The organism is Thalassospira lucentensis MCCC 1A00383 = DSM 14000 (assembly GCF_000421265.1).
Classification (GTDB): Bacteria; Pseudomonadota; Alphaproteobacteria; order Rhodospirillales; family Thalassospiraceae; genus Thalassospira; species Thalassospira lucentensis.
In genome coordinates, this window is record NZ_ATWN01000004.1 from 400891 (window position 1) to 426836 (window position 25946).

The following is a 25946-nucleotide window of genomic DNA, read 5'->3' on the forward strand; positions in this document are numbered from 1 at the left end:
TGAAGCCCGAATTACTGGGCAGCACTCCATTCCGCGATCAGATCGTCATATTTAACGGTCTCACCCTGCGGTTTTTCGTTGTCGAGTAACGGTTTTGGCGCACCCGGCTGGTCGAACCAGTACTGTGCGTCACGCTCTTCGTTCAGCTTCGGTGCACATTCACCACCGATGCCTGCACGTTCCAGGCGCTGCATCACACGGTCCATCGCAGTTGCAAGGTTATCCATTGCTTCCTGCGGGGTCCGCTCCCCGGTAACAGCTTCGGCAACGTTCTGCCACCAGAGCTGAGCCAGTTTCGGATAATCTGGAACGTTGGTACCGGTCGGGGACCACTGAACACGGGCAGGTGAGCGATAGAATTCAACCAGACCACCCCAGTTCGGTGCGATGTCGGTCATGGCCTGGGAATCCAGGTCAGACTGACGGATTGGTGTCAGGCCCGTAAGGGTCTTTTTCAATGATACCGATTTGGAGGTCGTGAACTGTGCATAGAGCCATGCAGCTTTACGGCGCTCAAGCGGGGTGGACTTCATCAACGTCCAGGAACCCACATCCTGATAACCAAGCTTCATGCCTTCTTCCCAGTACGGGCCATGCGGGGACGGTGCCATACGCCATTTCGGCGTGCCATCGTCATTCACAACTGGCGTACCTTTTTTGGCCATATCGGCGGTAAAGGCCGTGTACCAGAAGATCTGCTGAGCAATCTGGCCCTGGGCCGGAACCGGACCAGCTTCACCAAAGGTCATGCCAGCAGCTTCTGGCGGCGCATAGGCTTTGAGCCAATCAATGTACTTGGTCAAAGCATAAACCGCTGCCGGGCCGTTGGCGGCACCACCACGGGTGACACTTGAGCCAGCTGGCGCACAGCCTTCAACACGGATACCCCATTCGTCGACCGGAAGGCCGTTCGGGATGCCCTTGTCGCCAGCACCAGCCATCGACAGCCACGCATCGGTAAAGCGCCAACCCAGTGACGGGTCTTTTTTACCGTAATCCATGTGGCCATAGACTTTCTGACCGTCGATTTCCTTCACATCATTGGTGAAGAATTCGGCGATGTCTTCGTAAGCCGACCAGTTGACCGGAACACCAAGATCATAGCCATATTTGTCTTTGAACTGCTTTTGCAGGTCATCGCGCTGGAACCAGTCATACCGGAACCAGTAAAGGTTCGCGAACTGCTGGTCAGGAAGCTGATAAAGCTTGCCATCCGGGCCCGTGGTAAAGGACAGACCGATAAAGTCGTCCAGATCAAGCGTCGGAGAGGTCACATCAGCGCCTTCGCCGGCCATAAAGTCAGTCAGCGGCACAACCGCGTCATAACGCGAATGGGTGCCAATGAGGTCCGAGTCATTGATATAGGCGTCATAGATGTTGCGGTTTGACTGCATCTGAGTTTGCAGTTTTTCGATGACATCGCCTTCGCCAATCAGGTCATGGGTAATGTTGATCCCGGTGATTTCCGAGAACGCCTTTGCCAGAACCTTGGACTCGTATTCGTGCGTGGTGATGGTTTCCGATACCACGTTGATGTCCATGCCGCGGAACGGTTCTGCGGCTTTGATGAACCATTCAAGTTCGGCCATCTGGGCATCTTTACTCAGGCTCGACGGCTGAAATTCGCTGTCGATCCAGTTCTTCGCTGCGTCGGTATATTGGTCTGCGGATGCTGGGTTTGCCAGCACTGCAAGGCCAAGGGCGACGGCAACTGCACTGCCTTTGATTACGGCAGAGGATCCCTTAAACTTAACGATCATGTCGTTTCTCCCTGGTCGTCTTCCTTTTTCTCGTCCGGTAACACCGGTCATCAACAGTGGGGGAAGACGGGTACCCACCGTAATGAATGGATTAGGACCGGCACGGGTGTAGGACACCGTGCCGGTCCGGTTTCTTATCCCCAGCGCATCACAATGAAGAGCCAGAAAAGTGCTATGATTGACGCAACCCACAGGGCGGCATCGGTAAATGCCAGCCAGCCCAAATGGATATAGGCCGCGCCAAGAAGGCTGATAAACAGGCGATCACCGCGCGTGGTGGTCAGCGGCAAGAAGCCGCGACGTGGTACGGTTGGTGAAACTGTCTGCCAAATTCCCATCCCGATCAGCATCAGGATAATGCAGCTGAAAAACACTGCCGTAATCGGGGTCCAGGCCATCCAAGACATATTATTATTCCTCCTGTTTTCCGATTACACGCGGCCCATCGCGAAACCTTTGGCGATGTAGTTTCGAACAAACCAGATCACCAAGGCTCCGGGCACGATGGTTAAAACACCCGCTGCGGCCAAAACACCCCAATCAAGCCCCGATGCCGAAACAGTACGGGTCATGGTGGCGACAATCGGTTTTGCATCGACCGATGTCAGGGTGCGGGCCAACAGTAATTCCACCCAGCTGAACATGAAGCAGAAGAATGCCGTCACCCCGATGCCCGAACGGATCAGCGGAATGAAGATCGTGCCAAAGAAGCGCGGGAACGAATAGCCATCGACATAGGCGGTTTCGTCGATTTCCTTGGGGATACCCGACATGAAACCTTCCAAAATCCACACAGCAAGCGGCACGTTAAACAAACAGTGCGCAAGGGCGACCGCAATATGGGTGTCAAACAGACCGACACTTGAATACAGCTGGAAAAACGGCAGCAAGAACACAGCAGGCGGTGCCATCCGGTTGGTCAAAAGCCAGAAGAACAGATGCTTGTCGCCGACAAAGTTAAACCGCGAGAAAGCATAGGCTGCTGGCAGGGCGACCGCCAAGGATATGACCACGTTGATCGCAACATAGATCATCGAGTTGATATAGCCCGAATACCACGCCGGATCGGTCAGGATCGTTGCATAGTTCGCCAGTGTCGGATTGTCCGGGAACAGGGTCATTGCACCGAGAATTTCCGAATTGGTCTTGATCGACATGTTGAACAGCCAATAGATCGGCAGCAACAGGAACAGTATGTAAAGAATGAGTGCGATATGACGTTTCTGGAACCGCATTTTATTGTTCCTCCCGCTTTCCGGCGTTCATCACGACGGTATAGAAAACCCAGCAAACCAGCAGAATGATCAGGAAATAGATCAACGAGAATGCCGCCGCCGGACCAAGATCAAACTGACCCACTGCAATCGTCACCAGGAACTGGCTGAGGAATGTGGTGGCCGTACCCGGCCCGCCGCCCGTCAGAACGAACGGTTCGGTATAGATCATGAAGCTGTCCATAAAGCGCAGCAGCACACCGATCACCAGAACCGACTGCATTTTCGGCAGTTGGATGAACCGGAACACCGCCCAGTTCGACGCGCCATCAATCTTGGCGGCCTGATAATAGGCGTCCGGGATTGACCGCAAACCGGCATAGCACAGCAGCACAATCAAACTGGTCCAGTGCCATACATCCATCACCAGAACCGTGACCCATGCATCCATCGGATTTTGGGAATAGTTATAGTCAATGCCCAGCATGTTGATGACATAGCCGCCAAGACCAATGTCGGCACGACCGAAAATCTGCCAGATGGTGCCAACCACGTTCCATGGAATAAGAAGCGGCAAGGCCAGAAGAACCATCGATGCCGAAACACCCCAGCCCTTGCGCGGCAGGGTCAGCGCAACCGCAATCCCCAACGGAACTTCGATAAGCAGCACGCTCATGGTGTAGACGATCTGACGGATCAGCGCGTCATGCAGGCGGCGATCACCCAGAACCTGTTCAAACCATTCGGTGCCGACAAAGAACCGCGTTTGCGGATCAAAAATATCCTGAACCGAATAGTTCACAACGGTCATCAGCGGAATAATGGCGCTGATGGCGACGATAAAGAAGACCGGCAGAACGAGGAACCAGGCCTTGTTGTTGGTAATTTTGTTCATTTCCCCATTCCCCCTTACGCGACCAACTGACTGTCGGCGTAAAGTTTGGTCCATTCAGGTGCAAAACGCAGCACGCCGGACTGACCGATGATTTGGGCGTCTTCGCCAAGCTTGACCTTGATGTCGGATGTTCCGAACCGGGTGGTTGCGATCTTGTACTGGCCGAGGTCTTCGACCTTGGTGATATTGACCGCAACGCCGTTGTCGCTGCTGACCCCGTCGCCGGTTTCAAGTTTCAGGAACTCTGGCCGGATGCCCAGTTCAATCTTGCCGGTTTGTTTTGAAACGGCATCAAGATGACGGTCGGTAAGGGCAATACGTTGCCCATCAATCCAGGCCGCACCATCGTCAATGTTGCAATCCATGATGTTCATGCCGGGACTGCCGATGAAATATCCGACAAAGGTATGGGCCGGATTTTCAAACAGTTCCTGGGGCGTGCCCAGCTGAACAACCTTGCCGCCATACATGACAACAACCTTGTCGGCAAAGGTCAGGGCTTCGACCTGATCATGGGTGACATAAACCATGGTCGGACGCAGCTTGTTGTGGATTTCCTTGAGCTTGCGGCGCAGAACCCATTTCAGATGCGGATCGATCACGGTCAGCGGTTCATCAAATAGGATGGCCGACACATCATCACGCACCAGACCACGGCCCAGTGAAATGGTTTGTTTTTCATCCGCGCCCAGGCCGCGTGCTTTTTGCTTAAGCTTGCCGGTCAGATCAAGCATCCCGGCAATTTCACGCACCCGCTCGTCAACCCGTTTGGGATCAACACCGCGATTGCGCAACGGAAAGGCAAGGTTTTCGTAAACGGTCATGGTGTCGTAAATCACCGGGAACTGGAAAACCTGTGCGATGTTGCGTTCTTCCGGGGCCAGTTTGGTGACATCCTTGCCATCAAACAATACCTGCCCTTCCGACGGGGTCAGAAGGCCGGAAATGATGTTGAGCAACGTGGTCTTGCCACAGCCCGACGGGCCGAGAAGGGCATAAGCCCCACCATCTTCCCAAACATGTTCCATGCGACGCAGCGCATAATCCGTGTCCGATTTCGGATCGGGGAAGTATGAATGCGCAAGGCTTTTTAGATCGATACGTGCCATTTTAATTCTCCAACCTCAGGCGGCCTTGCCGTTTTGAATTTCACTGGGCGGGGCTGCCACAAGGCGATCATCGGCGTCATAAGCAAACAGACGGTTCGGATCGAGATAGAATGTGGTGGCTTCGCCAAGCCGCGGGTTGTGAACGCCTTCTTCTTGAATCACCCACGAAACATCGTTGAAGTGAACATGAACAAAGGTTTCCGAACCGGTGATTTCGGCCAGTTCAACCTGTCCCTGCATGGCAACGCACTGTGCGTTTTCCTGTTCGACCGATAAATGATTGGCGCGCACACCAACGGTGTAGTTGCCATTGCCAAGATCGGCCAAGTGACCCGACAGCGAAACCTGATGGCCGCTGGCAAGATACAGCGCACCGTCGCGGACCTCTGCCTTAAGAAGATTGATCGGCGGATCGGAAAAGATCAGGCCGGTCTCGACATAAGCCGGGTTGTGATAAACCTCTGTGGTCGGCCCGAACTGGGTGACGCGGCCTTCGTGCATGACAGCGCATTTTCCGCCCAGAAGAAGCGCTTCCATCGGTTCGGTCGTGGCGTAGACAACAATGGTGTCGCGCTTGGCCAAAAGATTGGGAATTTCTTCACGCAGTTCTTCGCGCAGTTTGTAATCAAGGTTCACCAGCGGCTCATCAAGCAGCAGCAACGTGCAATCCTTGACCATGGCGCGTGCCATCGCGGTGCGTTGCTGCTGTCCACCGGACAATTCCTGTGGCAGGCGATCCAGCAGATGTTCGATGTGCATCAACTCGGCCGTTTCGCGCACACGCTTTTCAATTTCAGTCTTATCCACACCTTGTAATTTCAAAGGGGATGCGATGTTGTCATACACATTCATCGACGGGTAATTGATGAACTGCTGATAGACCATGGCGACATTACGTTTCTGCACAGCCATGCCGGTCACATCGGCATTATTGACGAGTATGCGGCCACTGGTTGGGGGTTCAAGCCCGGCCATCATCCGCATAAGGGACGTTTTACCGGCCAGGGTCCGTCCCAAAAGGACGTTGAATGAACCCGGTTCCAGCGTCATCGACACGTCGTCGATGTGGGTCTCCCCGCCCACGGTCTTGGTGATGTTTTCAAGCGTAAGGGTCATATTCCACTGTTTCCTTCGCCCGCTTTCACGGTGTTTTTTGATTTCAGTTCGGTGTCAAACCATTGGGTGATGGCATCACGGGTTTGGTCTGAAAGATGCAGGCCCAATTTTGAGCGACGCCACAAGACATCCTCGACCGTTCGGGCCCATTCGCGATCAACCAGATACCGCAATTCACATTCATATACGTCATCGCCGAAATGCTTACCAAGCCCTTCCAGATCAGACGCACCGTCAATGATCAGCTTGGTGAGTGTGCCGTAGTTTTGCACGTAACGGTAGATGTGTGGTTTCGGAATCCATGAAAACTTCTTGTGCATCGCGGCAAAATAATCATCGAAATCCGCGTTCGGCATGTCACCGCCCGGCAAGGGTTTGTCGGCTGTCCAGCGGATGTCATCGTGCCCCAAAAGCGGGCAAATCTTGCTCATCGCGGATTCTGCCAGCCTGCGATAGGTGGTGATCTTGCCGCCATAGATGTTTAGAAGCGGCGCAGCATTATCGTCACGATCACCCTTGTCGATTTCAAGAACATAATCGCGTGTGACCTGTGATGCATCTTCGCTGCCATCGCCATACAGCGGACGAACACCGGAATAGGCCCAGACAACATCGTCAGGTGTGATTTTCTTTTCGAAATAGGTGTTTGTCAGCTGGCACAGATAGTCGGTTTCGTCGGCGCTGATGGCGACCTTGGCCGGGTCACCTTTGTAATCACGATCTGTCGTGCCGATCAGGGTGAAGTCCTGTTCATAGGGGATGGCAAACACAATCCGCCCGTCCGGGTTCTGGAAGATATAGCAATAGTCATGGTCAAACAGCTTGGGCACAACAATGTGGCTGCCCTGAACCATGCGAATGCCCTGTTTCTTTTTGGCTTCAACCCGGTTTTCAAGGAGCTCGGCACACCATGGGCCCGCTGCATTGACGACAGATCGTGCACGGATGGTCCGTTCGCCATCCTCATTGCGGATGACCACTTTCCAAAGGTCGCCGTCACGTTTGGCCGAAACACATTCCGTACGGGTTTCGATTTCCGCACCCAGATCGCGGGCCGACATCGCGTTGAGCACGACAAGACGTGCGTCCTGTACCCAGCAATCGGAATAAACAAATGCCTTATTCATGCCCTCGACCAGCGGTTTACCCGCCGGGTGGTTTTTGAGTTTAATGCCTTCGGAGCCCGGAAGCTTTTCGCGTCCGCCAAGATGGTCATACAAAAACAAACCAAGGCGGATCATCCATGCCGGACGCAGGCCTTTGACATGGGGCAGAACAAAACGCAGCGGCCAAATAATGTGCGGAGCTGCACGCAGCAGAACTTCACGTTCGATCAGTGCTTCGCGGACCAGACGGAACTCGTAATGCTCAAGATAGCGCAGGCCACCATGGATCAGCTTGGTGCTGGCTGATGAGGTGGCGCTGGCAAGGTCGTTCTTTTCACACAAAAAGACCTTAAGCCCACGCCCCGCAGCGTCCCGTGCGATGCCTGTGCCATTGATACCACCGCCAATGATGGCGACGTCGTATGTTTCTGAACTGAGCAACCGCTTCCTCCCTGGTGCTCTGACTTGTGACAGATGTTCTCAACTGTCGTTCTTTGTTGTCATAGACGTTACGGAGCACCCAAAATAATTGCAAGCGAAAATTATGATGATCTGAAATTTTCGATAATGAACTGAATTTTGCGACCTGTAACAAATTGTAATTGAAAGATATTTTGAGTTCAGATGCATATCTATGGTTTGGCAAAGGGGGAGGAGGCCACTCCTGAGTGCTCTATTTCGCAATCAGAATCGGTTGAAAATGAAAAAACAGCACCGGTGCTAAATACCCGGCAGGGATATGCGGTGGCGATATATGTGCGTGACGGGAACAGGTCGCCTTGACCGTGTTTGCCGCACATTCTGCCAAAACCAACTCGTTCAGGCGTATGGGGTGCAATCTTGTTGCAAAGCGTGGGTTTGTCCCTGTTTGCGATTGCCAAGCCATAAATATCTCGCGAAGATGTGGCATCTTGACCGGAGCAGACTAGATGATGGCTATCGCATTTTGTCACTCCCAATGAAGAATACCGGAGGCACTAAAATGGTTTCGCTTAAAGACCCGTCACTCTTTACCCAGCAGGCCTATGTCGGCGGGGAATGGGTCGACGCCCCAGATGGGAAAACAGAACAGGTCACCAACCCGGCAAACGGGGATGTGATTGGAACGGTTCCGGTTCTTGGCCGTGACGCCGTCGCGCACGCGATTGACGTTGCTGAAAAGGCCCAGAAGCTTTGGAAAAAGCGGACAGCCAAGGAACGTGGTGCCATTCTGATGAAATGGTACGACCTGATGATGGAAAATCAGGACGATCTGGCGACCCTGATGACGGCAGAACAAGGCAAGCCATTTGCCGAAGCCAAGGGTGAGATCGCCTATGGTTCATCGTTCCTGCAGTGGTTCGCCGAAGAAAGCAAACGCGTTTACGGTGATGTGATCCCGACCTTTGCCGAAGGACGCCGGGTTCTGGTTCTTAAAGAACCGGTGGGTGTTTGTGCCGCCATCACGCCATGGAACTTCCCGACTGCGATGATCACGCGCAAAGCCGCCCCGGCATTGGCTGTTGGCTGTGCGATGGTGGTTAAACCGGCGATGGAAACGCCGTATTCCGCCCTTGCCATGGCGGTTCTGGCCGAACGGGCCGGATTGCCCAAAGGGTTGCTGTCGATTGTTACCGGTGATGCGGTCGAAATCGGTGCCGAGATGACCGAGAACGCCAAAGTCCGCAAGCTGACCTTTACCGGCTCGACCGCGGTGGGCCGTTTGCTGATGCGGCAATGTGCTGACACGGTAAAGAAAATCAGTCTCGAACTTGGCGGGAACGCACCGTTCATCGTCTGCGAAGATGCCGATATCGATGCCGCCGTCGAAGGCGCGATTGCATCGAAATACCGCAATGCCGGTCAGACCTGTGTCTGTGCCAACCGTCTGTTTGTCCATGACGCGATTTATGACGAGTTTGCGGAAAAATACGCTGCCAAGGTTGCGAAAATGCAGGTTGGCGACGGCTTTGAAGACGGGACTGTCATTGGTCCGCTGATCAACGAAAAGGCCATCCAGAAGGTTGAAAGCCAGATTGCCGATGCGGTGTCCAAAGGCGGGCGGATCCTGACCGGTGGTAAACGCCATGAAAAAGGCGGATCGTTCTTCCAGCCGACCGTGATTGCCGATGCCAACCGGGAGATGACGGTCTTCCGCGAGGAAACTTTTGGTCCGATGGCCCCCTTGATCCGCTTCCACACGGACGATGAAGTGCTTGAGATGGCCAATGATTCTGAGTTCGGCCTCGCATCCTATTTCTATTCACGCGATATCTCGCGGATCTGGAAGCTGGCCGAGGGCCTTGAAAGTGGTCTGGTCGGGGTGAATGTCGGCGTCATGGCGACCGAAGTCGCCCCGTTTGGCGGCTTCAAACAGTCCGGCGTTGGCCGCGAAGGATCGAAATACGGGATCGAGGACTACCTCGAAGTCAAATACGTCTGCATGGGCGGTGTTGGCGAGTAAGTATACGGATTGAAAGCCTGCTGAATATCAAATGTGGGTAACGGACAACGCAAAGGGCGCTGCATTTCGCAAGCGCCCTTTGGCGTTATGATGTCCTCGTTTGATACCCGTAAGGCGTATCACGAACGTTTACCGCTGCCAAAGCCCTAGCCCATTGTCGTCAAGATACTGCACGTGCAGGGACTGCGCTTTACCGCCCGTCACAGAAAAGCTGACAGATGACAATGATCCCTGTGGCTGGTTCTCTCCCAGCGGGGCAACTGCAAATGTATCGCCGTCCCAATGGTGCAACGTTAGTCGGATCGGTCGCGGACCAAGTTGTAGCTCCAGTCCATCATCTGCCTCAATCACTTCGGCAGGACCGAAGTAAGCATTGTTAAAGCGACCTGTATAACGGCCGTTTGGCCCAGCGGGAGCGGGGTTTTTGGGGGAAGATTTCCCAGCCAAATCGCCCACGGGATCAAACATGGGGCTCATCAACATCGTGTATCCAGCCAGCCAGTCGCGCGTTGATGTGCCAAATTGCACCACGTCCATAAATTGCGCCGCGATTGCCTCGCTGGCCCCAACGGGGGCGCCGTTGGATAAAACGACAATGCCGATCCCGGCACTGGTCAGAATCTTGAAGTGGGTTCCGGCCCCCTTGATAAAGCCGCCCGAATGACTGCGGATCGGACGACCTGCCGCCGTGGTTCCAACGTTAAAGCCATATCCATATGCACTGCTACGGTCATTCGGCGTGGCCCCTGGGGCGTTGACGATCTGTGGTCGAATAGCGGGGGCCAGTGCTTCGGATGTGATAAGCTACCGCCCTTGCCATTCTCCGTCGGCCAACAACAGGATCAGCCATTTCGCCAGGTCGTCAACGGTTGAGGATACTCCACCGGCGGGGGCCTGAGCATCGGCGTTGCGATCGTACAGCGGTTTGAACTGGCCATCCTCATAGGCATGTAGCACGGCACGGTTTTGAGCAGCCATCGCGTCAGTGTGACGATAGCTGGTGGATGTCATATGCAAGGGTGCAAACAACGATTTCTGTGCTAAGTCTGCCCAATCCCGCCCGGCTGCGGCGGCCACAGCTTGAGCGCCGGTGGTCAGGCCAAAATTGGCATAGTGATAGCTGGTGCGAAACGGGCCCAAAGGCAAATACTTCAACTGAGCGAGCACGTGCTCACGGCCATAGCCCATGTCCTCCAGATCATCACCTGCGGCAAAGGGCAGCCCAGAACGATGGGCAAAGAAATCACCCACGGTCGCATGTTCGCTCACGAAGGTATCAGACAGGCGATAACCGGGCAGATAAGCCTTAACCGGATCATCCCATGACAGGAGCCCATTGGAGACCGCGATCGCAGTTACCGTAGCGCTGATTGATTTGGAAAGTGAGGCAACCTGAAACACGGTTTCTGGCGTGACAGGATCCGGTTTACGAATATCACGGCGCCCAAACCCTTGCCGAAACACGACCTGTCCGTCGCGTATAACTGCGACAGCCATGCCCGGCACGCCGCTGCGGGTCATGACATTCTCGACCATCTTGGGCAGGCTGACGATGGCAGTGTCAAATCCCCCTTCGGCCAGCGGGGCAACATCCGAGGAGGGAATGGGGCCGGGGACCACGTCCTGAGCGTGGGTAGGGCTTGCTAGGGCAAGGATGGCAAACAGGATAGCAGCGCGCATCGAGAACCTCATAAAACAATCCAAGGCTGAAATCTTGCACGTAAGAATGCACCTGTCGAGTATTGCCTGGCCATCTCTTGTATCTGGCAGACACATGCGTGGCGGAGGCGATGCCGCGCATGTTGGGGTGGGCAGGTTCAGTTCAATGCATCATGATTGGCATCGGATCTCGCAAATGAGATGACATCACAGCTTACTGAAATTAATCAAAAATTTTGGCTCAGACACCAATGTTTGTGTGATCTCGTTCCGAAATACAGTGGGGTGTCAAATCCGATCATCATCCTTACCAGACTTTCCGGTCTTGTTGTCATCGCCAAGGATCGATTGCGATGATCCGGCGGGCAGTTGCGACTGCAGTTCGGTAAAGACATCAAACATGCGCGGGTTAAAGGCGATCTGTGCTTGCATCTTGTCGCGCCGTTCGCTTTCGCTTTCCGGTGTGTTCATTTCCGCATTGGCAACCGTATTGCCATTAAGCTTCTGCTCGATCGCATCAGAGATGGCTTTTTCGATGGCTTGACGTTGGGTGCCGTCCATTTCGGCCAGCGCTTCTTCATCCAGCCCCATGCTTTGCAGCATCTTGGCGCGCATTTCTTCGATCTTGCGGTCTTCGATTTCTTTGACGTAGGTGGTGAAACCGTGCTCGCGGATATAGGCCAGCTCGGCATTTTCTTCCTTGTTCTTCTCAGGAAGCGGCTGGCTGTTTGATGCAATCGTCCGTGCCTGCTCAACAGCGTTTTTGGCGCTATAGGCGGTGTTGGTGACATTCATCAACGTGTCATACAATCCCATAAGAGCCCTCCATGGGAAAAAGATGCCGGTTTAAATTCATACTTCGAATATTTGTTGCAATCTCTGTGCCGGGATTATGCGGCACTTTCTGCTGGGGTGGAGAGGCGGTGAAAGAGAGGTGAAAACAGGGCATTGGCGAGGAAAAGTGAAAAAATTTTCGAAAACGAATTGTTTTTTGTGCGAAACTTTTCCTAAATAGTGGCACAAAATCATCGGTCACGTTTGTTAGGCGGGCCGAAATGCATGATTTTATGCAAGGAGAATACGGCAGGAAAACTGCCGGCTCGGGAGGAAAACAAACATGACCGACACGCGTTATATTCTGGCCATTGATCAGGGAACGACCAGCTCACGGGCGATTGTCTTTGATGAAAGCGGCCATTCCGTTTCTGTCGCACAGCAGGAATTCCCGCAACATTTCCCCAATAATGGCTGGGTCGAACATGACCCGGAAGATTTGTGGGATACGGTGGTCGCCGTCTGTAAAGAAGCGCTTGCGCGGGTCGATATTCAACAGGTCGCTGCCATCGGGATCACCAATCAGCGCGAAACCACCGTGGTCTGGGATCGTAAAACCGGCAAACCGGTTTATAACGCGATTGTCTGGCAGGACCGACGCACCGCGTCCCTGTGCCATGATTTGAAAAAATCCGATCCAAAACTTGAAGACGAGGTCAATGCGCGCTCGGGCCTTTTGATTGATCCGTATTTTTCCGCGACCAAGGTTGCGTGGATTCTTGATCATGTATCGGGTGCACGCGCCCGTGCCGAGCAGGGCGATCTGGCCTTTGGTACGGTGGATAGTTTCCTGCTGTGGCGGTTGACCGGTGGGAAGTCCCACGCAACCGATGCCACCAATGCCGCCCGGACCAATCTTTTTAATATTCGCGAAAACGACTGGGATGATCATTTGTGTGACATCTTCCGCGTACCGCGCAATATGCTGCCTGACGTGCGTGATTGTGCTGCCGATTTTGGCATGGTGGATGCCGATCTGTTTGGCCGTGAAATCCCGGTTCTTGGCATGGCGGGTGATCAGCAGGCCGCCGCATTCGGACAATGTTGTTTTGAACCGGGCGATATCAAAAGTACCTATGGCACCGGCTGTTTCGTGATCCTCAACACCGGCGATGAGGCGATTACATCTCAGCATCGCCTGTTGACCACGGTGGGGTATCGTCTGAACGGGGAAACCAGTTACGCCATCGAAGGCGCGATTTTCGTTGCCGGGGCAGCGGTGCAGTGGTTGCGCGATGGATTGGGGATCATCAAATCGGCAGCTGAGACCGAAGGCTTGGCCAAATCGCTTGATGGCAATCACGGGGTATATTTGGTGCCAGCCTTTACCGGGCTTGGCGCCCCCTATTGGGATCCGGATGCACGTGGGGCTATTTTCGGGCTGACGCGTGATACTGGCCCGCGTGAGTTTGTCCGCGCCGCCCTTGAAAGTGTCTGTTATCAGACGTTTGATCTGTTCGAAGCCATGGCGGCCGACGGTGTTTCGCCAAAAGCCGTGCGGGTGGATGGTGGCATGGTCAACAATGACTGGATGTGTCAGATGCTCTCGGACGTTCTGGGTATTGATGTTGAACGTCCCAAAGTCACCGAAACAACGGCCCTTGGGGCGGCATATCTGGCCGGGTTACAGGCCGGTATTTACCGCGATCTTGATCATATTGCGCAAAATTGGCAGATGGATGCCCGTTACACCCCGGCCATTGAGCCGCGCCGCCGCGAAGACTTGCTAGCCGGGTGGAAAAATGCGGTCGGTCGGGTGCAAACAGACCAGAATGGCTAATGCGCATGGCTGCCTTGTCCGGCTTTTGTGTCGTGGGGCTGGTAAGTATCCGAAATGCTTTGTACTATTTAAGGACGGTGCCACTGGCACCGTCCTTTCTTTTTGCGGGGTGGGGCCCGTTCATCATAAGCAGTGCAGTGATAATGCCGGGGGACCTATGCTTGATCTGATCGTCGGAAAAGTCGGACCTGTGTTTCTGACGATCCTTGGTGGGTTTCTTTTGACCCACGTCAAGATTATCTCGCGCGAAGGCATTCCGTTCCTTGCCAAAATTGCGATGAATGTCTTTATCCCGGCCATGCTGTTTCAGACCCTGTCGCAATCAGACATCAGTGCGCATTTCGATTTGCGCCTGTGGGGAAGCTACTATTCCGGTGTGCTTTTGAACTTTGCGCTGGTGTTTATGGCCGCACGTGTCTGGCTTAAGGCCAAAACAGACGAAGCGGCCGTGACGGCGATGGGCGGGGTGTTTTCCAACATTGTTCTTCTGGGCATCCCGCTGGTTCAGGCGGTGTACGGCGAAGAAGGTTTGGTGCCGCTTTTGATCGTTTTGTCGATCCATCCGCTGACCCTTCTTGGCCTGACGATCCTGATTGTCGAGGGCGCACGTGGGGGCGATGGGCATTGGCTGCCCAAGGTCGTGCGCAGTGTTGTGCGTGTGATGCGAAACCCGATCATCATTGCGATTGTCATGGGGGTTCTCGCATCCCTGATTGACCTTCCGATCCCCGAAATGATCAACGGCACGCTGGAACGGTTCCGAACAGCCGGACCGACGATTGCGCTGTTGCTGGTCGGGGCCGGGCTTTATGGCCAGTCGGTGCGTGGGAATTTAAGTGCAAGTTTGCTTTGCACCGTTGCGAAAATGTTTGTGCAGCCGGTTCTGGTGTTTTCGGTAGCGCATTTTGTGTTTGATCTGCCGCCTTTGTGGCTGACCATCGTGACACTGGTTGCCGCCCTTCCGGCCGGGGCCAATGTTGCGGTTGTGGCGGGGAATTATAACGTCTGTGTCGATCGGTCTTCGACAACGATCCTGATCACAACCATCATCAGTATGCTGACTTTGCCGCTGTTGGTCCTGTATGCCGGGCCACAGTAAGGTCCTTAGGTGTTCGCAGCGTTCAGGATGCGCTCCATCAGGTTGATTTCATCATTCAGTGATGGCGTGTCCGGGCCGGGTACGTCGTTTTCAACAGCTGTGACAAAGGCATTTATCGCGTTTTTCTGACCCTTGTCACGTGCCCGCCAGTTTCGCATCACGACCTTTCCATTGACCTGAAGTCTACGCCAATCATGAAGCGATGCCCCAAAATCCGGGGCTGCTATTTCAAGGATTTCCTTGGGCTCATTGCGCGTTGTGTGCAGATAGCTGACCTCGCCCACCGACCCGTCCGAAAAATATACGCGCCAGATGCTATCGCCCCTTTTCCGGTCCCGCCAGTCACAGGCGATGTCACTGATTTTCGCACCGGTCAGATACGTCATAAGATCAATAAAGTGGCTGATCTCGCCAATGGTGCGCCCGCCTTGATCGGGGCGGTTAAGCCAATGATCGGCAGATAATGGCTTGAACCGGACTCGGTAGTGAAACTGCTTTGCATCGGGCGGCAGCAATTTACGCAATTTCTGGCTCATCGCTGCGTAACGCCGGTTATGGCCAATCATGAAAACCGATTTTTGGTTGGTCGCATGTGGGCGCAGGCGTTCCAGATCCTCGTGGGTGATTGCAATGGGCTTTTCCAGCCAGACATGTTTGCCCGCCGCCAATGCCCTGTCGGCCAATGTCGCATGGCTGTCGTGGCGGGTGGCGATGATCACGCTGTTAATTTGCGAATTATCCAAAATGTCTGTGGGGTTGGAGCAGGGTTTTGCTGCGCGAAATTTGCGCGCCGCAGCCAACGCCGAAAGCCCGCTTTGTGATGCGCAGGCCAGCACATCAATCCGGGCATGTTGGCGCAAAAGTGGCAGCAAGCTGCCCCCCAGATAATTCCCCGTCCCGATCAACCCGAGTGAAACGGACCTATCCCTAGCAGGCTCATTGCAGGGCAAGGAACCTGATGGGGGTGTTAAACGGAAATCGTTTTGATTGTCTTGCGCCATCTCACTATGTGCAAAATGCACGACAGTCGCCAAGTCATCGGGATCTGCGCCACGGGTGAAGTGATCGGCAATCGCATCAAACGTAATTTCGCGGGTGATCAGGGGCAGGGGATCAAGCCTGCCATCAGACATCAGATCAAGGGCGGCTTTCATGTATCGGTTGACGGTCCAGCGCACATGTCCTTCGGGGTAGTCTTGACCAGCTTCTTCATAGGCGGGATCATAGCGCCCCGGTCCATATGATCGCACCTGACGCAGATCGATTTCCTTACGGTACAGGGCATCTCGTTTGCCATTCGGGGCCACATCGCCAACACAGACAATGGTTCCGCGATCCCGGCAAAGCCGTGCCGCGTCATCAATCAATGTGTGATTACCTTGCGCCGGGGCACAGATATAAACCGTGTCAAACTGGTTGTTCGGCGCGTCTTGGACCGCACGATATGTTGCGGTAACGCCGGTTTTTTCGGCCATGCTCCGGCGTGCCGGATTTGGCTCAATGACATAAGGATGTGTCCCGGCCGTCAGGGCTGTTTGGGCAATCAATTGTCCGATCAGTCCGGTACCCAAAATAGCAACCTTGTTTCCAATTCCGCTGCCTCCTTGGTGCAGGGCATGAAGGGCAAGGGCATACAGGGTCGTAAAAGCCGCCTTTTCATCGCTGACTTTATCGGGAATGGGGGCGGCAAAGTTTTTGGGCACCACATTCCATTCTGCATGGTTGGCATGGTCCATGCCCCCAATCGCAACCCGTTCTCCGCAGGTAAGCTCCGTGATGTCATCGGCGACGGCATGGACAATACCCGCACCGCAATATCCCATTGGCAATGGGCGACCAAGACGGTCTTGAACGCGATCAAAAGTTTGCCGGGCGCCTTCTGATCGTAATGACTTAAATATCAGGGTGACAAGATCAGGGCGCTGCCAGGCTTTTTTAAACAGCGACGCGGTGGTTTGCTGTGCTTGGCGAAATTCGGTGCCCGGGCTGATGACCGTCGCAGATGTACGAACCATAATGCAATGCGGTCTAAGGGACGGTACCGGACAGCCGGCAAGCATGATTTTCCTTTCACCGGGAAAACGTAAGAGGGCTTTCATCTCTGTCATGCTGTGCCTTTGCATCAAAAGGTTGAAAATTGTGATGATGATTAAACCACATACGGCATATGCGCGTCGATCCGTGATTGACGCCAGTGCGGCAGCGGTTTAGCAAGACGGCAGATCTCAATTTGGAACCATTTACGATGCAACAACCTGTCCCGGCGCGGCATTGGCGCGATACGATGCTTAGCCTTGCCGCAATCATGTTTGGCTTTTCTGCGCCGCTGTTTTTCTTTGGCCGCGCTGCGCTGGGGGTCGGGCTCGGCTTATCCCTGCTTCTCGCTATCGTATCTGCCGACCATGGTGCTGCATGGCGTAAAATGCGGAATGATCTCATGGGGCCGTTAGGGTTGCTGATTGTAGCCACCTTGATTGTCTTCCTGATTTCAGCAGTCGGGTCGGTTGTCCCGTCAAAGTCCATCGAAACGTGGGTTGCAAGATTCTCGATGCTATCGGGCATTTGGTATCTGATGCGATTGATACAGCCTAAAGCACGCATTGCTTGGGATTCATGCATTCTTGCGACATGGGCTTTGATTGTCTTTTGCGTGTTTTCTATAGTGGTTCATCCGGAGTTGCTTTCTCTCAAGGCTTTGCGCGAGCCTGATTTTAACTTTGATATTACGCGCCGTCTTAAGCCTGTCGGTAGTTTCCTTATCTTTGGCGCAATGATGCTTGTCGCGGATGCTTTCGACCGAAAAGGTGTCCGGAAATATGTATCTGTCATCGCATCAATAGCAATTCTACCAATATTGGAGGTTTCTCAAGGGCGGGCTAATGTGGCCGCAATTCTGGCGGCAGGCTGTGCTATGGGCATTTGTTTAGTCTTCTTGATCAAATCGCGGTTCATTAAAGTTGCTGTTTTTGCAGGGATCGCGGTCGCGATTGTTGGGGTGTTGCTATGGCTCGGTGAGGTTACTGGCAATATGAGTGATCTCAGAGGGTTCGTGCCATATTTACCTACATGGCTTGTTGATGTTCATCGTCAAATGATTTGGCAGTTTACCTATAGCCATGTTTTTGATCATCCTTTGATTGGCTATGGAATCAACGCTTCCCCATGGGTCCCGGGTGCAAATGAACTCGCAGGTAGCTCAACCCAATCTGTTTTACCTGGCCACCCTCACAGTTGGTTTATGGAGATCTGGCTTGAGGTTGGGATCATCGGTTTGCTCGTAATGGTTCCAATGGTTGCATGCTGCGCCGTTGCGGCTTTCGTCGACGTTTTGCGCAATGGTGGCAAGGTTTCTGCCCTGCCGCTTGCTATGTTGGCAGCCTATTGGTTCGCCGGACTGTTTAACTACTCATTTTGGACGTCGTGGTGGTTTGGTGTGTTCATGCTGGGCATTTCTTTGGCATTCTTGCGGCGAGAGTGGCTGCTTTTAGGAAAACCTGCTCTCGGAGGCCGTCAAACACTGCTTAGACGCAAAACCATGATCGTCTGTGCCGAAGACTGGTCTTTCGTATCCCATCGTATCGGACTTGGTCGTGCGGCCTTGGTGCGTGGGGACGACGTCGTTGTTGCCTGCAATGTGGGTGACGCTGCGGGCGCGTTGCGCAGCGAAGGCTTTCGCGTCGTTGATGTGCCGATTGCGCGCGGCGGCTTAAGCCCGCTGAAGTCACTTAAAACGGTAAAGGCGCTGGCCTGTCTGATCCGGCGCGAACAGCCCGACGTCATCGTCAATGTCGCGATACAGTGTGTTGTTCTTTCTGCCTTTGCCGGTCTATTGGTGGGGGCAAAGCGATCGGTTAATATGATAACCGGGCTTGGCTTCCTGTTTGTGTCAGGCGGTGTCAAAGCCCGCATTGTTCGACATATTGTGTCGCTGATTTTACGGGTGTATGCCCGGTGCTCGTCCATCAACGTGATCGTGCAGAACCGCGATGATCATACTCTGATGTCTGGTCTTGGTTTTAAGGAAAGCCGGCTGGTGTTGATCCGTGGGTCAGGGGTGGATATCTCGGCTTTCGCACCGAGAACCACATCATCGGACGGCCCCAAAACTGCGATATTTGTCGCTAGAATGCTGTGGTCAAAGGGACTTTCTGAGCTGATCGAGGCCGCGCGCATTCTTAAATCACGCAATCACACCTATCGCTTCCTTTTGGTAGGTGATGCCGATCCTGCCAATCCTGACAGTGCATCGGAAAGCGATCTGGTGAAATGGCAGCAAGACGGGCTGATCGAATGGCTCGGCAAACGAAGCGACATTGCGCACTTGCTACGTTCTGCTGATCTGGCCGTTTTGCCATCATGGCGCGAAGGCCTGCCCAAATCATTGTTAGAAGCCGCTTCATCGGGGCTTGCCATGGTGTCAACCGATGTGCCCGGATGTCGCGAAATTGTCTCCCATCAGGAAAATGGTCTTCTTGTGCCCTTGCGCGATGCAAATGCGCTTGCCGATGCCATCGAAAAGCTGATGGAAGATGACGCAGCCCGTTATGCTTATGGCGCAGCAGCCCGGGATCTGGTCGAACGAGAACTCTGTGATCAGGTGATCATTGCCAAAACGCTTGCGTTCGTGACCGGGACGGCACCCGTTGATCACGTGCATGCTGTGCGATTTGGACCACAGAAAGCGTAAAACGTGATCTCTCGTCCACTGATATAATAGATTTAAAGGCTCCGTTCGCGGGGCCTTTTCTTTTTGGTCAAAAATCTCTTTGCATCCTCGATGTATATTTTGTATATAATATACATGAACTGAAGATGCCCTCGTGAGTATGGGTGTTTGAATGTGTAATGCGCGCGCCAAGACGGGGCGCGCTGTATCAGGAGGTTACTTTCCCATGCAGGTAAACTGGACTGGCGTTTTCCCCGCCGTTGCCACACAGATGAACGAAGACGGCTCAATCGATTTCGACATGACCGCCGAACAGATCGAAGCCCTGATCACCGCGGGCGTCGATGGTCTGGTGATGCTGGGCTCGGTCGGTGAAAACACCGCCCTTGAGCCGGATGAAAAAATTGCCGTCCTCAAACTTGCTGTCGAAGTCACCAAGGGCCGCATTCCGGTTCTGTCCGGTGTTGCTGAAAACTCAACCCAGGCTGCGATCCGTTATGTTCAGGCCTGCGAAGAGCTTGGCGCTGATGGCCTGATGCTGCTGCCGGGCATGGTTTACACCGCTGATCCGCGTGAAAACATCGAACATTTCCGTACCGTTGCGGGCGCTACCAAGCTTCCGATCATGATTTACAACAATCCGGGTGCCTATCGCATCGACATCAAACCAGAAGAATTCAATCAGCTGGCAGATGTTAAAAATCTGGTCGCGATCAAGGAAAGCTCCGGCGATCCGCGCCGTATCACCGACATTTACAATGCCTGTGGTGATCGCTTCGTTCTGTTCTGTGGCATGGACGACCTTGTCATGGAAACGCAGGTGCTTGGTGCGGTTGGCTGGATTTCCGGCTTCACCGATGCCTTCCCGAAAGAATCAGTCGCGCTGTGGAAACTGCTTTCTGAAGGTAAATACAAAGAAGCCCTTCCGATTTACCGCTGGTTCACCCCGATTTTGCACATGGATGTGCATGCCAAACTGGTTCAGTACATCAAACTGGCACAGGAAATGACCGGTGTGGGCAAGGCACACGTGCGCGCCCCGCGTCTTCCGCTGGTCGGCAAAGAACTCGAAACGATCAAGGCGGAAATCCAGAAGGCAATCGATACCCGCCCAAGCCTCTAGGCGCGGCCTCAAATGCCGTCGGTCGATTCATCAACCGATTGCATTCCGATTGTAAATAATGAAACAGTAAGCTCCCTCGTGACATCTCGCGGGGGAGTTTCCTGCCATCTTGTCGGCAGTTAAATCCTAGAAACGACACGCACCATATTTGACGAGGCCTCAAAATGTCCCAATCGCCCTCACAATCCAAAACCCCGAATGTATCAGGTCAAAAGGCCGTCGTGATTGGTGCGGGGATTATCGGCGTGAATGTCGCACTCGCCCTTCAGGATAAGGGCTATCAGGTGACCATTCTGGACCGTGGTGAGCCGGGCATGGGGGCATCCTTTGGCAATGCCGGTGGGATTGCGGTCACCGAATGTGCGCCGATTGCAATGCCCGGAACGCTGATGAATGTGCCCGGCTGGCTGATGGATCCGCTGGGCCCGCTTTCGGTGCGCTGGGGCTATTTGCCCAAGATGTTGCCATGGCTGTTACGTTTTCTGGCCGCAAGCTCCAAATCCCGGGTTGAGCAGATCGCAACCGAACTGGCCGCACTCCTTAACCGCGCATGGGATGACTACGATCCCGTGATTGCCAAGGCTGGCCTTGCCGATGCCGTCTTTAAAAAAGAGGGGGCAATGGCTGTCTATCGCAGCGATGCCTCGCGCCGTAAAGATGATTATGCAATTGACCTTCGTCGGCGGAACGGCATTAAAATCCGCGATCTTACCCGTGCTGAAGTGCGCGATCTCGAACCCGATCTGGCGCCGATCTTTTCATGCGGCGTGATGGAAGAAGACTGGGGCAGGGTACTTGACCCCTATAAAATCCTGATGGGGCTGTATAAATGCTTCCTCGATCAGGGGGGTAAATTTGAAACCGCCGAAGTCACGGACTTTGTCTATCGCGATGGCAAACCACGTGCGGCAATGACCACATCTGGGGATCAGATCACCTTTGACACGGTGGTGGTGGCCTGCGGTGCTTGGTCCAAAACACTGGCCAAACGGCTTGGCTCATCTGTGCCGCTTGATACTGAACGGGGCTATAACACCACGGTGCCTTACCATGATGCCAAACTGTCGCGTATGGTGATTTGTGCCGATGACAGTTTTGTCATGACGCCTATGGAAATGGGCATTCGCGTTGGTGGTGCGGTTGAACTTGGCGGTTTAACCGCGGCCCCCAATTACGATCGGGCCAAGGCACTGTTTGCCAAGGGTAAGGAAGTCCTGCCCAAGCTGAACGGCGAAGGCGGCACGGAATGGATGGGCTTTCGTCCATCGATGCCTGATTCAAAGCCGGTCATTTCCAAAAGCCCCAATCATCAGAACGTCTTTTTCGCTTTTGGGCACGGGCACCTTGGTCTGACCATGGCAGCCACCACCGGGCGTCTGATTTCCGATCTTATGAGCGGGGAAGAAACCCCGATCAACATGACGCCCTATCGTATCAATCGTTTCTAGAAGGCCCCACCCATGGCGAAAGACAGTTTCTTTTGTATTGATGGTCATACCTGCGGCAACCCGGTGCGTCTGGTTGCCGGCGGTGGACCCAAACTTCACGGTGCGACCATGCTTGAAAAGCGGGCGCATTTTCTGGCCGAATATGACTGGATCCGCACCGGGCTGATGTTTGAGCCGCGTGGTCATGATGTGATGTCGGGATCAATCCTCTATGATCCGACGTCTGATGATTATGATGTTGCAGTACTGTTTGTTGAAACGTCGGGCTGCCTTCCGATGTGCGGCCATGGCACCATCGGGACCGTCACCATGGCGATTGAAGAAGGCCTGGTAAAACCCAAAACACCGGGGCGCTTGCGGCTTGAAACCCCGGCAGGCTTGGTGATTGCCGAGTATAATCAGGTCGGTGAATACGTCGAATCGGTCAAGCTGACCAACGTGCCGTCGTTCCTGTATAAAACCGATATTGCCGTTGACTGTCCTGATCTTGGCCCGATCACGGTCGATGTGGCCTATGGCGGGAATTTCTATGCGATTGTCGAGCCACAGGAAAATTACCGGGATGTATCGGACTTCACCGCCGGTGATTTGCAACGCATCAGCCCGGAACTGCGCCGCCGTCTGAATGAGCAAAACGATTTTGTTCACCCGCTTTACCCCGACATCAAGGGCCTGTCGCATATCCAATGGACCGGCAAACCGACCCAGCCTGACAGCACGCACCGCAATGCGGTGTTTTACGGTGATAAGGGCATTGATCGGTCGCCCTGTGGTACCGGATCGTCGGCCCGTCTGGCACAGCTCGTGGCCAAGGGGCAATGGGACCCGGCCCATGAGCTGGTTCATGAAAGCATCATCGGATCACAATTCAGGGTCAGCGTGGTCGAGCACACCAAAGTCGGCGCGTATGACGCGGTGGTGCCCGGTATCGAAGGCTGGGCGCGCAAGCACGGGTATAACACGATCTTTATTGATGACCGTGATCCCTACAAACATGGTTTTGTCGTAAAATAACCGACCGAAGGGGGCTTTATGCTCCCTTCGTTGTATTTGCGCGATGGGTCCCTGATTATACAGTATGCAATTGTATTGCGACTTGGCGGGTGCATGGTTATGACTAATCATGGATATGCCAGTCTAACTGGACAGATCGTTACCCCGGATGCCAAGAAACCGGGACCCATTATAAAAGAGCTGAAATGACCGCATCACCGCGATTTACCCGCCGCACCATTACCGATCAGGTCACCGAAGACCTCAGGGCCCGCATTTTATCGGGTGATTTCCCTGCGGGCTTCCAGTTGCGTCAGGATGCGATCGCGGGTGAATATAATGTGTCGCGCATTCCGGTCCGCGAAGCGCTTCAGCGCCTTGACGCCGAAGGATTGGTATCGTTTCAGCCCCACAAAGGGGCGATTGTCGCCCAGCTATCGCTTGATGAAATCGAAGAATTGTTTGAAGTCCGCAAATTGCTCGAATGCGAATTGCTCCGTCATGCTATTCCGCGCATGACACCGGCGGATTTAAAATCGGTCGAAGATATCCTGATGGTCTATGACGAAGCTTTCCGGTCTGGCGATGTGTCGAAATGGGGGGAGCTTAACCGCGAATTCCATGATCGGCTATATCGGGCGTCAAACCGGCCCAAAACGCTTGAGATCATCCGCATGATTGGCAACAACACGGTCCGCTTTGCACAGGCGCAACTGGCCCTTTCGGGGGAAACCGATCGGGCCGAGCGCGAACACCACCAGATTTTCGAAGCCTGCAAAGCCGGAAACGTTGACGAAGCGGTGGGGCTTCTGGCCGACCATATTGAAAATTCCGCCAACAGCCTGATGGATTGCCTGCGCAACGCCCGTCAGTAGGGGCGGCGAGGCGGTGTTTAAAGACAGTGTTGGTTAAAGACAAAGGGATGCCGAACATCGTATCGGGCATCCCTTTCTGTTTTTGGTCATGCCTCAAGCCGCTCTGCATTAGCGCAGCATAAATCCCCGTCCGACATCATCACTATCTTCAAACCAGAAACTGGCCTTGCCACTATAATGGGCCAACCCCTTGACCGACGCGATGACGGCCGGGTGCGGCCCGCAAGTGGTCGTGCCGGTGACCGCCCCCTCAAAACCCGATCCGACAATGCTTTCGAACCGGCGCGACTGGCCGGTTTGGATCAGGCCCTTGCCGTGTTGAATAGCAAGCCGGGCGCTGACACCCGATCCGGTCGGGCTGCGGTCAACCTGACTGTCGGCAAACACACATATATTGCGCGTCGGTGTGTCGCCAAACGCGTCTTTGCCATCGGTCAGGATCGCGCCATATAAAAACGCCAGATCATCATGATCGGGGTGGGAAAGCGGGATGGCTTTCCTCACCGCCAAACATACTTCCTCGGCAAGCTGTGTCAGCTTGTTTGTGACAGATGAGCTGATCGGCAGCCCAAATTGCCCGGCATCCAGAATGGCGTAAAACGCACCGCCATACCCGATGTCGGTTTTAAAGCTGCGTCCATCTTCCAGGGTCAGCGCAAGGTCGCTGGCAAACATAAAGGAGGGCACGGATGAAAACCGCACCTTGCGGCTTTGTCCGTTGGTGACTTCGACCTCGGCCCGAACCATGCCACATGGGCATTCGATATTCACGTGCGTGACCGGCTCGACCACTTTGACCAGACCATAATCAACCGCATAGCGGCCAAGGGCGATGATCGCGTGCCCGCACATGGTCGAATAGCCTTCATTATGAATGAACAGCACAGCCATATCTGCACCCGGCAGGCTCGGTTCAACCAGTATCGCGCCATACATGTCGGCATGCCCGCGCGGTTCAAACATCAAAAACCGGCGCAAATGATCAAGATGGTCGCGGGCATAACGCCGCTTGGCCAGAATGTCGTCGCCCGGAATGGCGGGATATCCCGATGTGATAATACGCAACGGCTCGCCGCCGGTATGCATATCAATCACCTCAATCGGGGTGCTTTGGCCGGGCAGGGCGTTTGACTGGGGCGAATCAGTGTTGTTTTTGCTGTGGGGCATGGGGCCTCATGATGGAATTTTGGGTATTTTTGATCTGTTTTGATCTTTTGGCGTAACCTGATTCTCAACATTTAACGGTGTTGCGCGAACATCTTAGCCCTTTAAACGCCCAAAGGAATATGGTTACAATCGGGTTGGGACAAAACTTCTTAAGATGACCCCTCTTGCGGGTCATAAAAGTGAAACCTATATGTGTCTTCGCGCAAAAATTTTGCGTAAGGGCATTTCTGTCCCTTTTTTACAAAAAGGTGTTTGACAGTTTAAGGGGGTGGGCCTATAACCCGCCTCCACCGACGAGGCGCGGGGCTGAGGGTTTTGGCGACGCGGGTTTGACGGTTTAGGGTTTCGGCCTTTGAGTTCTTTGACATTGTTGATCAGTAGGAAGGGATGCGCGGGCAGCGTTATGGCGTTAGTCTGTGCATCCTGGAGACGACGGATCTTTTTGATTAAGACTTCGGTTTTGATTTGATTGATTTGTGGTAACCACCAAATGAATGTGCAGACGTTAATTTTTAGAGTTTGTCTATGAGACAAGCTTGGATTGAACATGAGAGTTTGATCCTGGCTCAGAACGAACGCTGGCGGCAGGCCTAACACATGCAAGTCGTACGAGAAGGTTCTTTCGGGAACTGGAGAGTGGCGCACGGGTGAGTAACGCG

The 25946-nt window shown here is 53.9% G+C and carries 20 protein-coding genes and 1 rRNA gene; 9 read left to right on the forward strand and 12 right to left on the reverse strand.

Annotation, left to right across the window (positions count from 1 at the left end; genetic code table 11):
* Window positions 1–11 precede the first annotated feature (11 nt).
* The 7 genes from K355_RS0111005 to glpD form a co-directional block, all read right to left on the reverse strand.
* Window positions 12–1760 (reverse strand): ABC transporter substrate-binding protein, encoded by a 1749-nt coding sequence (locus tag K355_RS0111005; RefSeq protein ID WP_028791531.1) that lies wholly within the window; start codon window positions 1758–1760, stop codon window positions 12–14.
* A 134-nt stretch (window positions 1761–1894) separates the two neighbouring features.
* Window positions 1895–2167 carry a DUF2160 domain-containing protein gene (locus K355_RS0111010; protein WP_022732199.1) on the reverse strand — a complete coding sequence of 91 codons (273 nt, stop codon included), beginning with the start codon at window positions 2165–2167 and terminating at the stop codon, window positions 1895–1897.
* Between the two features lie 24 nt (window positions 2168–2191).
* Window positions 2192–2995 carry a carbohydrate ABC transporter permease gene (locus tag K355_RS0111015; RefSeq protein WP_022732200.1) on the reverse strand — a complete coding sequence of 268 codons (804 nt, stop codon included), beginning with the start codon at window positions 2993–2995 and terminating at the stop codon, window positions 2192–2194.
* A 1-nt stretch (window position 2996) separates the two neighbouring features.
* The gene (locus K355_RS0111020; RefSeq protein ID WP_022732201.1) at window positions 2997–3869 is read right to left on the reverse strand and encodes a carbohydrate ABC transporter permease; all 873 of its coding nucleotides are present in this window, start codon (window positions 3867–3869) and stop codon (window positions 2997–2999) included.
* Between the two features lie 14 nt (window positions 3870–3883).
* Window positions 3884–4978 carry an ABC transporter ATP-binding protein gene (locus tag K355_RS0111025; RefSeq protein WP_022732202.1) on the reverse strand — a complete coding sequence of 365 codons (1095 nt, stop codon included), beginning with the start codon at window positions 4976–4978 and terminating at the stop codon, window positions 3884–3886.
* 15 nt (window positions 4979–4993) lie between these two features.
* A complete protein-coding gene (locus K355_RS0111030) occupies window positions 4994–6094 on the reverse strand; it encodes an ABC transporter ATP-binding protein (RefSeq protein ID WP_022732203.1) in 1101 nt (366 codons plus the stop codon).
* On the reverse strand, window positions 6091–7641 hold the full coding sequence (glpD, locus tag K355_RS0111035; RefSeq protein WP_022732204.1) for a glycerol-3-phosphate dehydrogenase: 1551 nt from the start codon (window positions 7639–7641) through the stop codon (window positions 6091–6093). Before glpD ends, K355_RS0111030 begins: the two co-directional genes overlap by 4 nt.
* A 541-nt stretch (window positions 7642–8182) precedes the next feature.
* Between glpD and K355_RS0111040 the strand changes: the two genes are divergently transcribed.
* Entirely contained in the window at window positions 8183–9643 is a 1461-nt protein-coding gene (locus K355_RS0111040; protein ID WP_022732205.1) for an NAD-dependent succinate-semialdehyde dehydrogenase, read from the forward strand.
* Between the two features lie 129 nt (window positions 9644–9772).
* Here the strand turns inward: K355_RS0111040 and K355_RS25540 are convergent, their stop codons facing one another.
* The 3 genes from K355_RS25540 to K355_RS0111050 all read right to left on the reverse strand — a co-directional run bounded on the left by K355_RS25540 (window position 9773) and on the right by K355_RS0111050 (window position 12118).
* On the reverse strand, window positions 9773–10180 hold the full coding sequence (locus K355_RS25540) for a DUF3471 domain-containing protein (RefSeq protein WP_114091509.1): 408 nt from the start codon (window positions 10178–10180) through the stop codon (window positions 9773–9775).
* 267 nt (window positions 10181–10447) lie between these two features.
* Window positions 10448–11323, reverse strand: a complete 876-nt coding sequence (locus K355_RS25550; protein ID WP_162142296.1) for a serine hydrolase domain-containing protein — start codon at window positions 11321–11323, stop codon at window positions 10448–10450.
* A 267-nt stretch (window positions 11324–11590) separates the two neighbouring features.
* A complete protein-coding gene (locus K355_RS0111050; RefSeq protein ID WP_022732206.1) occupies window positions 11591–12118 on the reverse strand; it encodes a hypothetical protein in 528 nt (175 codons plus the stop codon).
* Between the two features lie 301 nt (window positions 12119–12419).
* Here K355_RS0111050 and glpK point away from each other — a divergent pair, with 301 nt between their 5' ends.
* Together glpK and K355_RS0111060 are read left to right on the forward strand one after the other, a co-directional pair.
* Window positions 12420–13916, forward strand: coding sequence for a glycerol kinase GlpK (gene glpK, locus K355_RS0111055; RefSeq protein ID WP_022732207.1), 1497 nt, complete (start codon window positions 12420–12422; stop codon window positions 13914–13916).
* A 157-nt stretch (window positions 13917–14073) separates the two neighbouring features.
* Entirely contained in the window at window positions 14074–15015 is a 942-nt protein-coding gene (locus K355_RS0111060; RefSeq protein ID WP_022732208.1) for an AEC family transporter, read from the forward strand.
* Between the two features lie 5 nt (window positions 15016–15020).
* Here K355_RS0111060 and K355_RS0111065 read toward each other — a convergent pair whose 3' ends face one another.
* A complete protein-coding gene (locus K355_RS0111065) occupies window positions 15021–17030 on the reverse strand; it encodes a bi-domain-containing oxidoreductase (protein ID WP_162142297.1) in 2010 nt (669 codons plus the stop codon).
* Window positions 17031–17788: 758 nt separating this feature from the next.
* On the opposite strand from K355_RS0111065, the gene K355_RS26080 reads away from it, so the two are divergent.
* From K355_RS26080 to K355_RS0111100, 5 genes are all read left to right on the forward strand, one after another.
* The gene (locus tag K355_RS26080) at window positions 17789–19702 is read left to right on the forward strand and encodes a glycosyltransferase (RefSeq protein WP_258548870.1); all 1914 of its coding nucleotides are present in this window, start codon (window positions 17789–17791) and stop codon (window positions 19700–19702) included.
* Window positions 19703–19907: 205 nt separating this feature from the next.
* A complete protein-coding gene (locus tag K355_RS0111080; protein ID WP_022732212.1) occupies window positions 19908–20804 on the forward strand; it encodes a dihydrodipicolinate synthase family protein in 897 nt (298 codons plus the stop codon).
* A gap of 164 nt (window positions 20805–20968) precedes the next feature.
* On the forward strand, window positions 20969–22252 hold the full coding sequence (locus K355_RS0111085) for an NAD(P)/FAD-dependent oxidoreductase (protein WP_022732213.1): 1284 nt from the start codon (window positions 20969–20971) through the stop codon (window positions 22250–22252).
* Between the two features lie 12 nt (window positions 22253–22264).
* Window positions 22265–23266, forward strand: coding sequence for a 4-hydroxyproline epimerase (locus K355_RS0111090; protein WP_022732214.1), 1002 nt, complete (start codon window positions 22265–22267; stop codon window positions 23264–23266).
* Window positions 23267–23451: 185 nt separating this feature from the next.
* A complete protein-coding gene (locus K355_RS0111100; protein ID WP_022732216.1) occupies window positions 23452–24120 on the forward strand; it encodes a GntR family transcriptional regulator in 669 nt (222 codons plus the stop codon).
* A gap of 108 nt (window positions 24121–24228) precedes the next feature.
* On the opposite strand, the gene K355_RS0111105 is transcribed toward K355_RS0111100, so the two are convergent.
* Window positions 24229–25287: a proline racemase family protein gene (locus tag K355_RS0111105; RefSeq protein ID WP_022732217.1), complete on the reverse strand. Its 1059-nt coding sequence runs from the start codon at window positions 25285–25287 to the stop codon at window positions 24229–24231.
* Between the two features lie 543 nt (window positions 25288–25830).
* Here K355_RS0111105 and K355_RS0111110 point away from each other — a divergent pair.
* Window positions 25831–25946, forward strand: a 16S ribosomal RNA gene (locus K355_RS0111110); the annotation flags it as partial.

Coding starts and splice junctions, on each gene's coding strand:
- K355_RS0111050 (WP_022732206.1), bottom strand. CDS start 12,118: ATGGGATTGTATGACACGTTGATGAATGTCACCAACACCGCCTATAGC.
- K355_RS0111080 (WP_022732212.1), top strand. CDS start 19,908: ATGCAGGTAAACTGGACTGGCGTTTTCCCCGCCGTTGCCACACAGATG.
- K355_RS0111010 (WP_022732199.1), bottom strand. CDS start 2,167: ATGTCTTGGATGGCCTGGACCCCGATTACGGCAGTGTTTTTCAGCTGC.
- K355_RS26080 (WP_258548870.1), top strand. CDS start 17,789: ATGCTTGTCGCGGATGCTTTCGACCGAAAAGGTGTCCGGAAATATGTA.
- K355_RS0111060 (WP_022732208.1), top strand. CDS start 14,074: ATGCTTGATCTGATCGTCGGAAAAGTCGGACCTGTGTTTCTGACGATC.
- K355_RS0111030 (WP_022732203.1), bottom strand. CDS start 6,094: ATGACCCTTACGCTTGAAAACATCACCAAGACCGTGGGCGGGGAGACC.
- K355_RS0111020 (WP_022732201.1), bottom strand. CDS start 3,869: ATGAACAAAATTACCAACAACAAGGCCTGGTTCCTCGTTCTGCCGGTC.
- K355_RS0111090 (WP_022732214.1), top strand. CDS start 22,265: ATGGCGAAAGACAGTTTCTTTTGTATTGATGGTCATACCTGCGGCAAC.
- K355_RS25540 (WP_114091509.1), bottom strand. CDS start 10,180: ATGGACGTGGTGCAATTTGGCACATCAACGCGCGACTGGCTGGCTGGA.
- K355_RS0111065 (WP_162142297.1), bottom strand. CDS start 17,030: ATGGTTCGTACATCTGCGACGGTCATCAGCCCGGGCACCGAATTTCGC.
- K355_RS0111100 (WP_022732216.1), top strand. CDS start 23,452: ATGACCGCATCACCGCGATTTACCCGCCGCACCATTACCGATCAGGTC.
- K355_RS0111025 (WP_022732202.1), bottom strand. CDS start 4,978: ATGGCACGTATCGATCTAAAAAGCCTTGCGCATTCATACTTCCCCGAT.
- K355_RS0111085 (WP_022732213.1), top strand. CDS start 20,969: ATGTCCCAATCGCCCTCACAATCCAAAACCCCGAATGTATCAGGTCAA.
- K355_RS0111005 (WP_028791531.1), bottom strand. CDS start 1,760: ATGATCGTTAAGTTTAAGGGATCCTCTGCCGTAATCAAAGGCAGTGCA.
- K355_RS0111105 (WP_022732217.1), bottom strand. CDS start 25,287: ATGCCCCACAGCAAAAACAACACTGATTCGCCCCAGTCAAACGCCCTG.
- K355_RS0111015 (WP_022732200.1), bottom strand. CDS start 2,995: ATGCGGTTCCAGAAACGTCATATCGCACTCATTCTTTACATACTGTTC.
- glpK (WP_022732207.1), top strand. CDS start 12,420: ATGACCGACACGCGTTATATTCTGGCCATTGATCAGGGAACGACCAGC.
- K355_RS25550 (WP_162142296.1), bottom strand. CDS start 11,323: ATGCGCGCTGCTATCCTGTTTGCCATCCTTGCCCTAGCAAGCCCTACC.
- K355_RS0111040 (WP_022732205.1), top strand. CDS start 8,183: ATGGTTTCGCTTAAAGACCCGTCACTCTTTACCCAGCAGGCCTATGTC.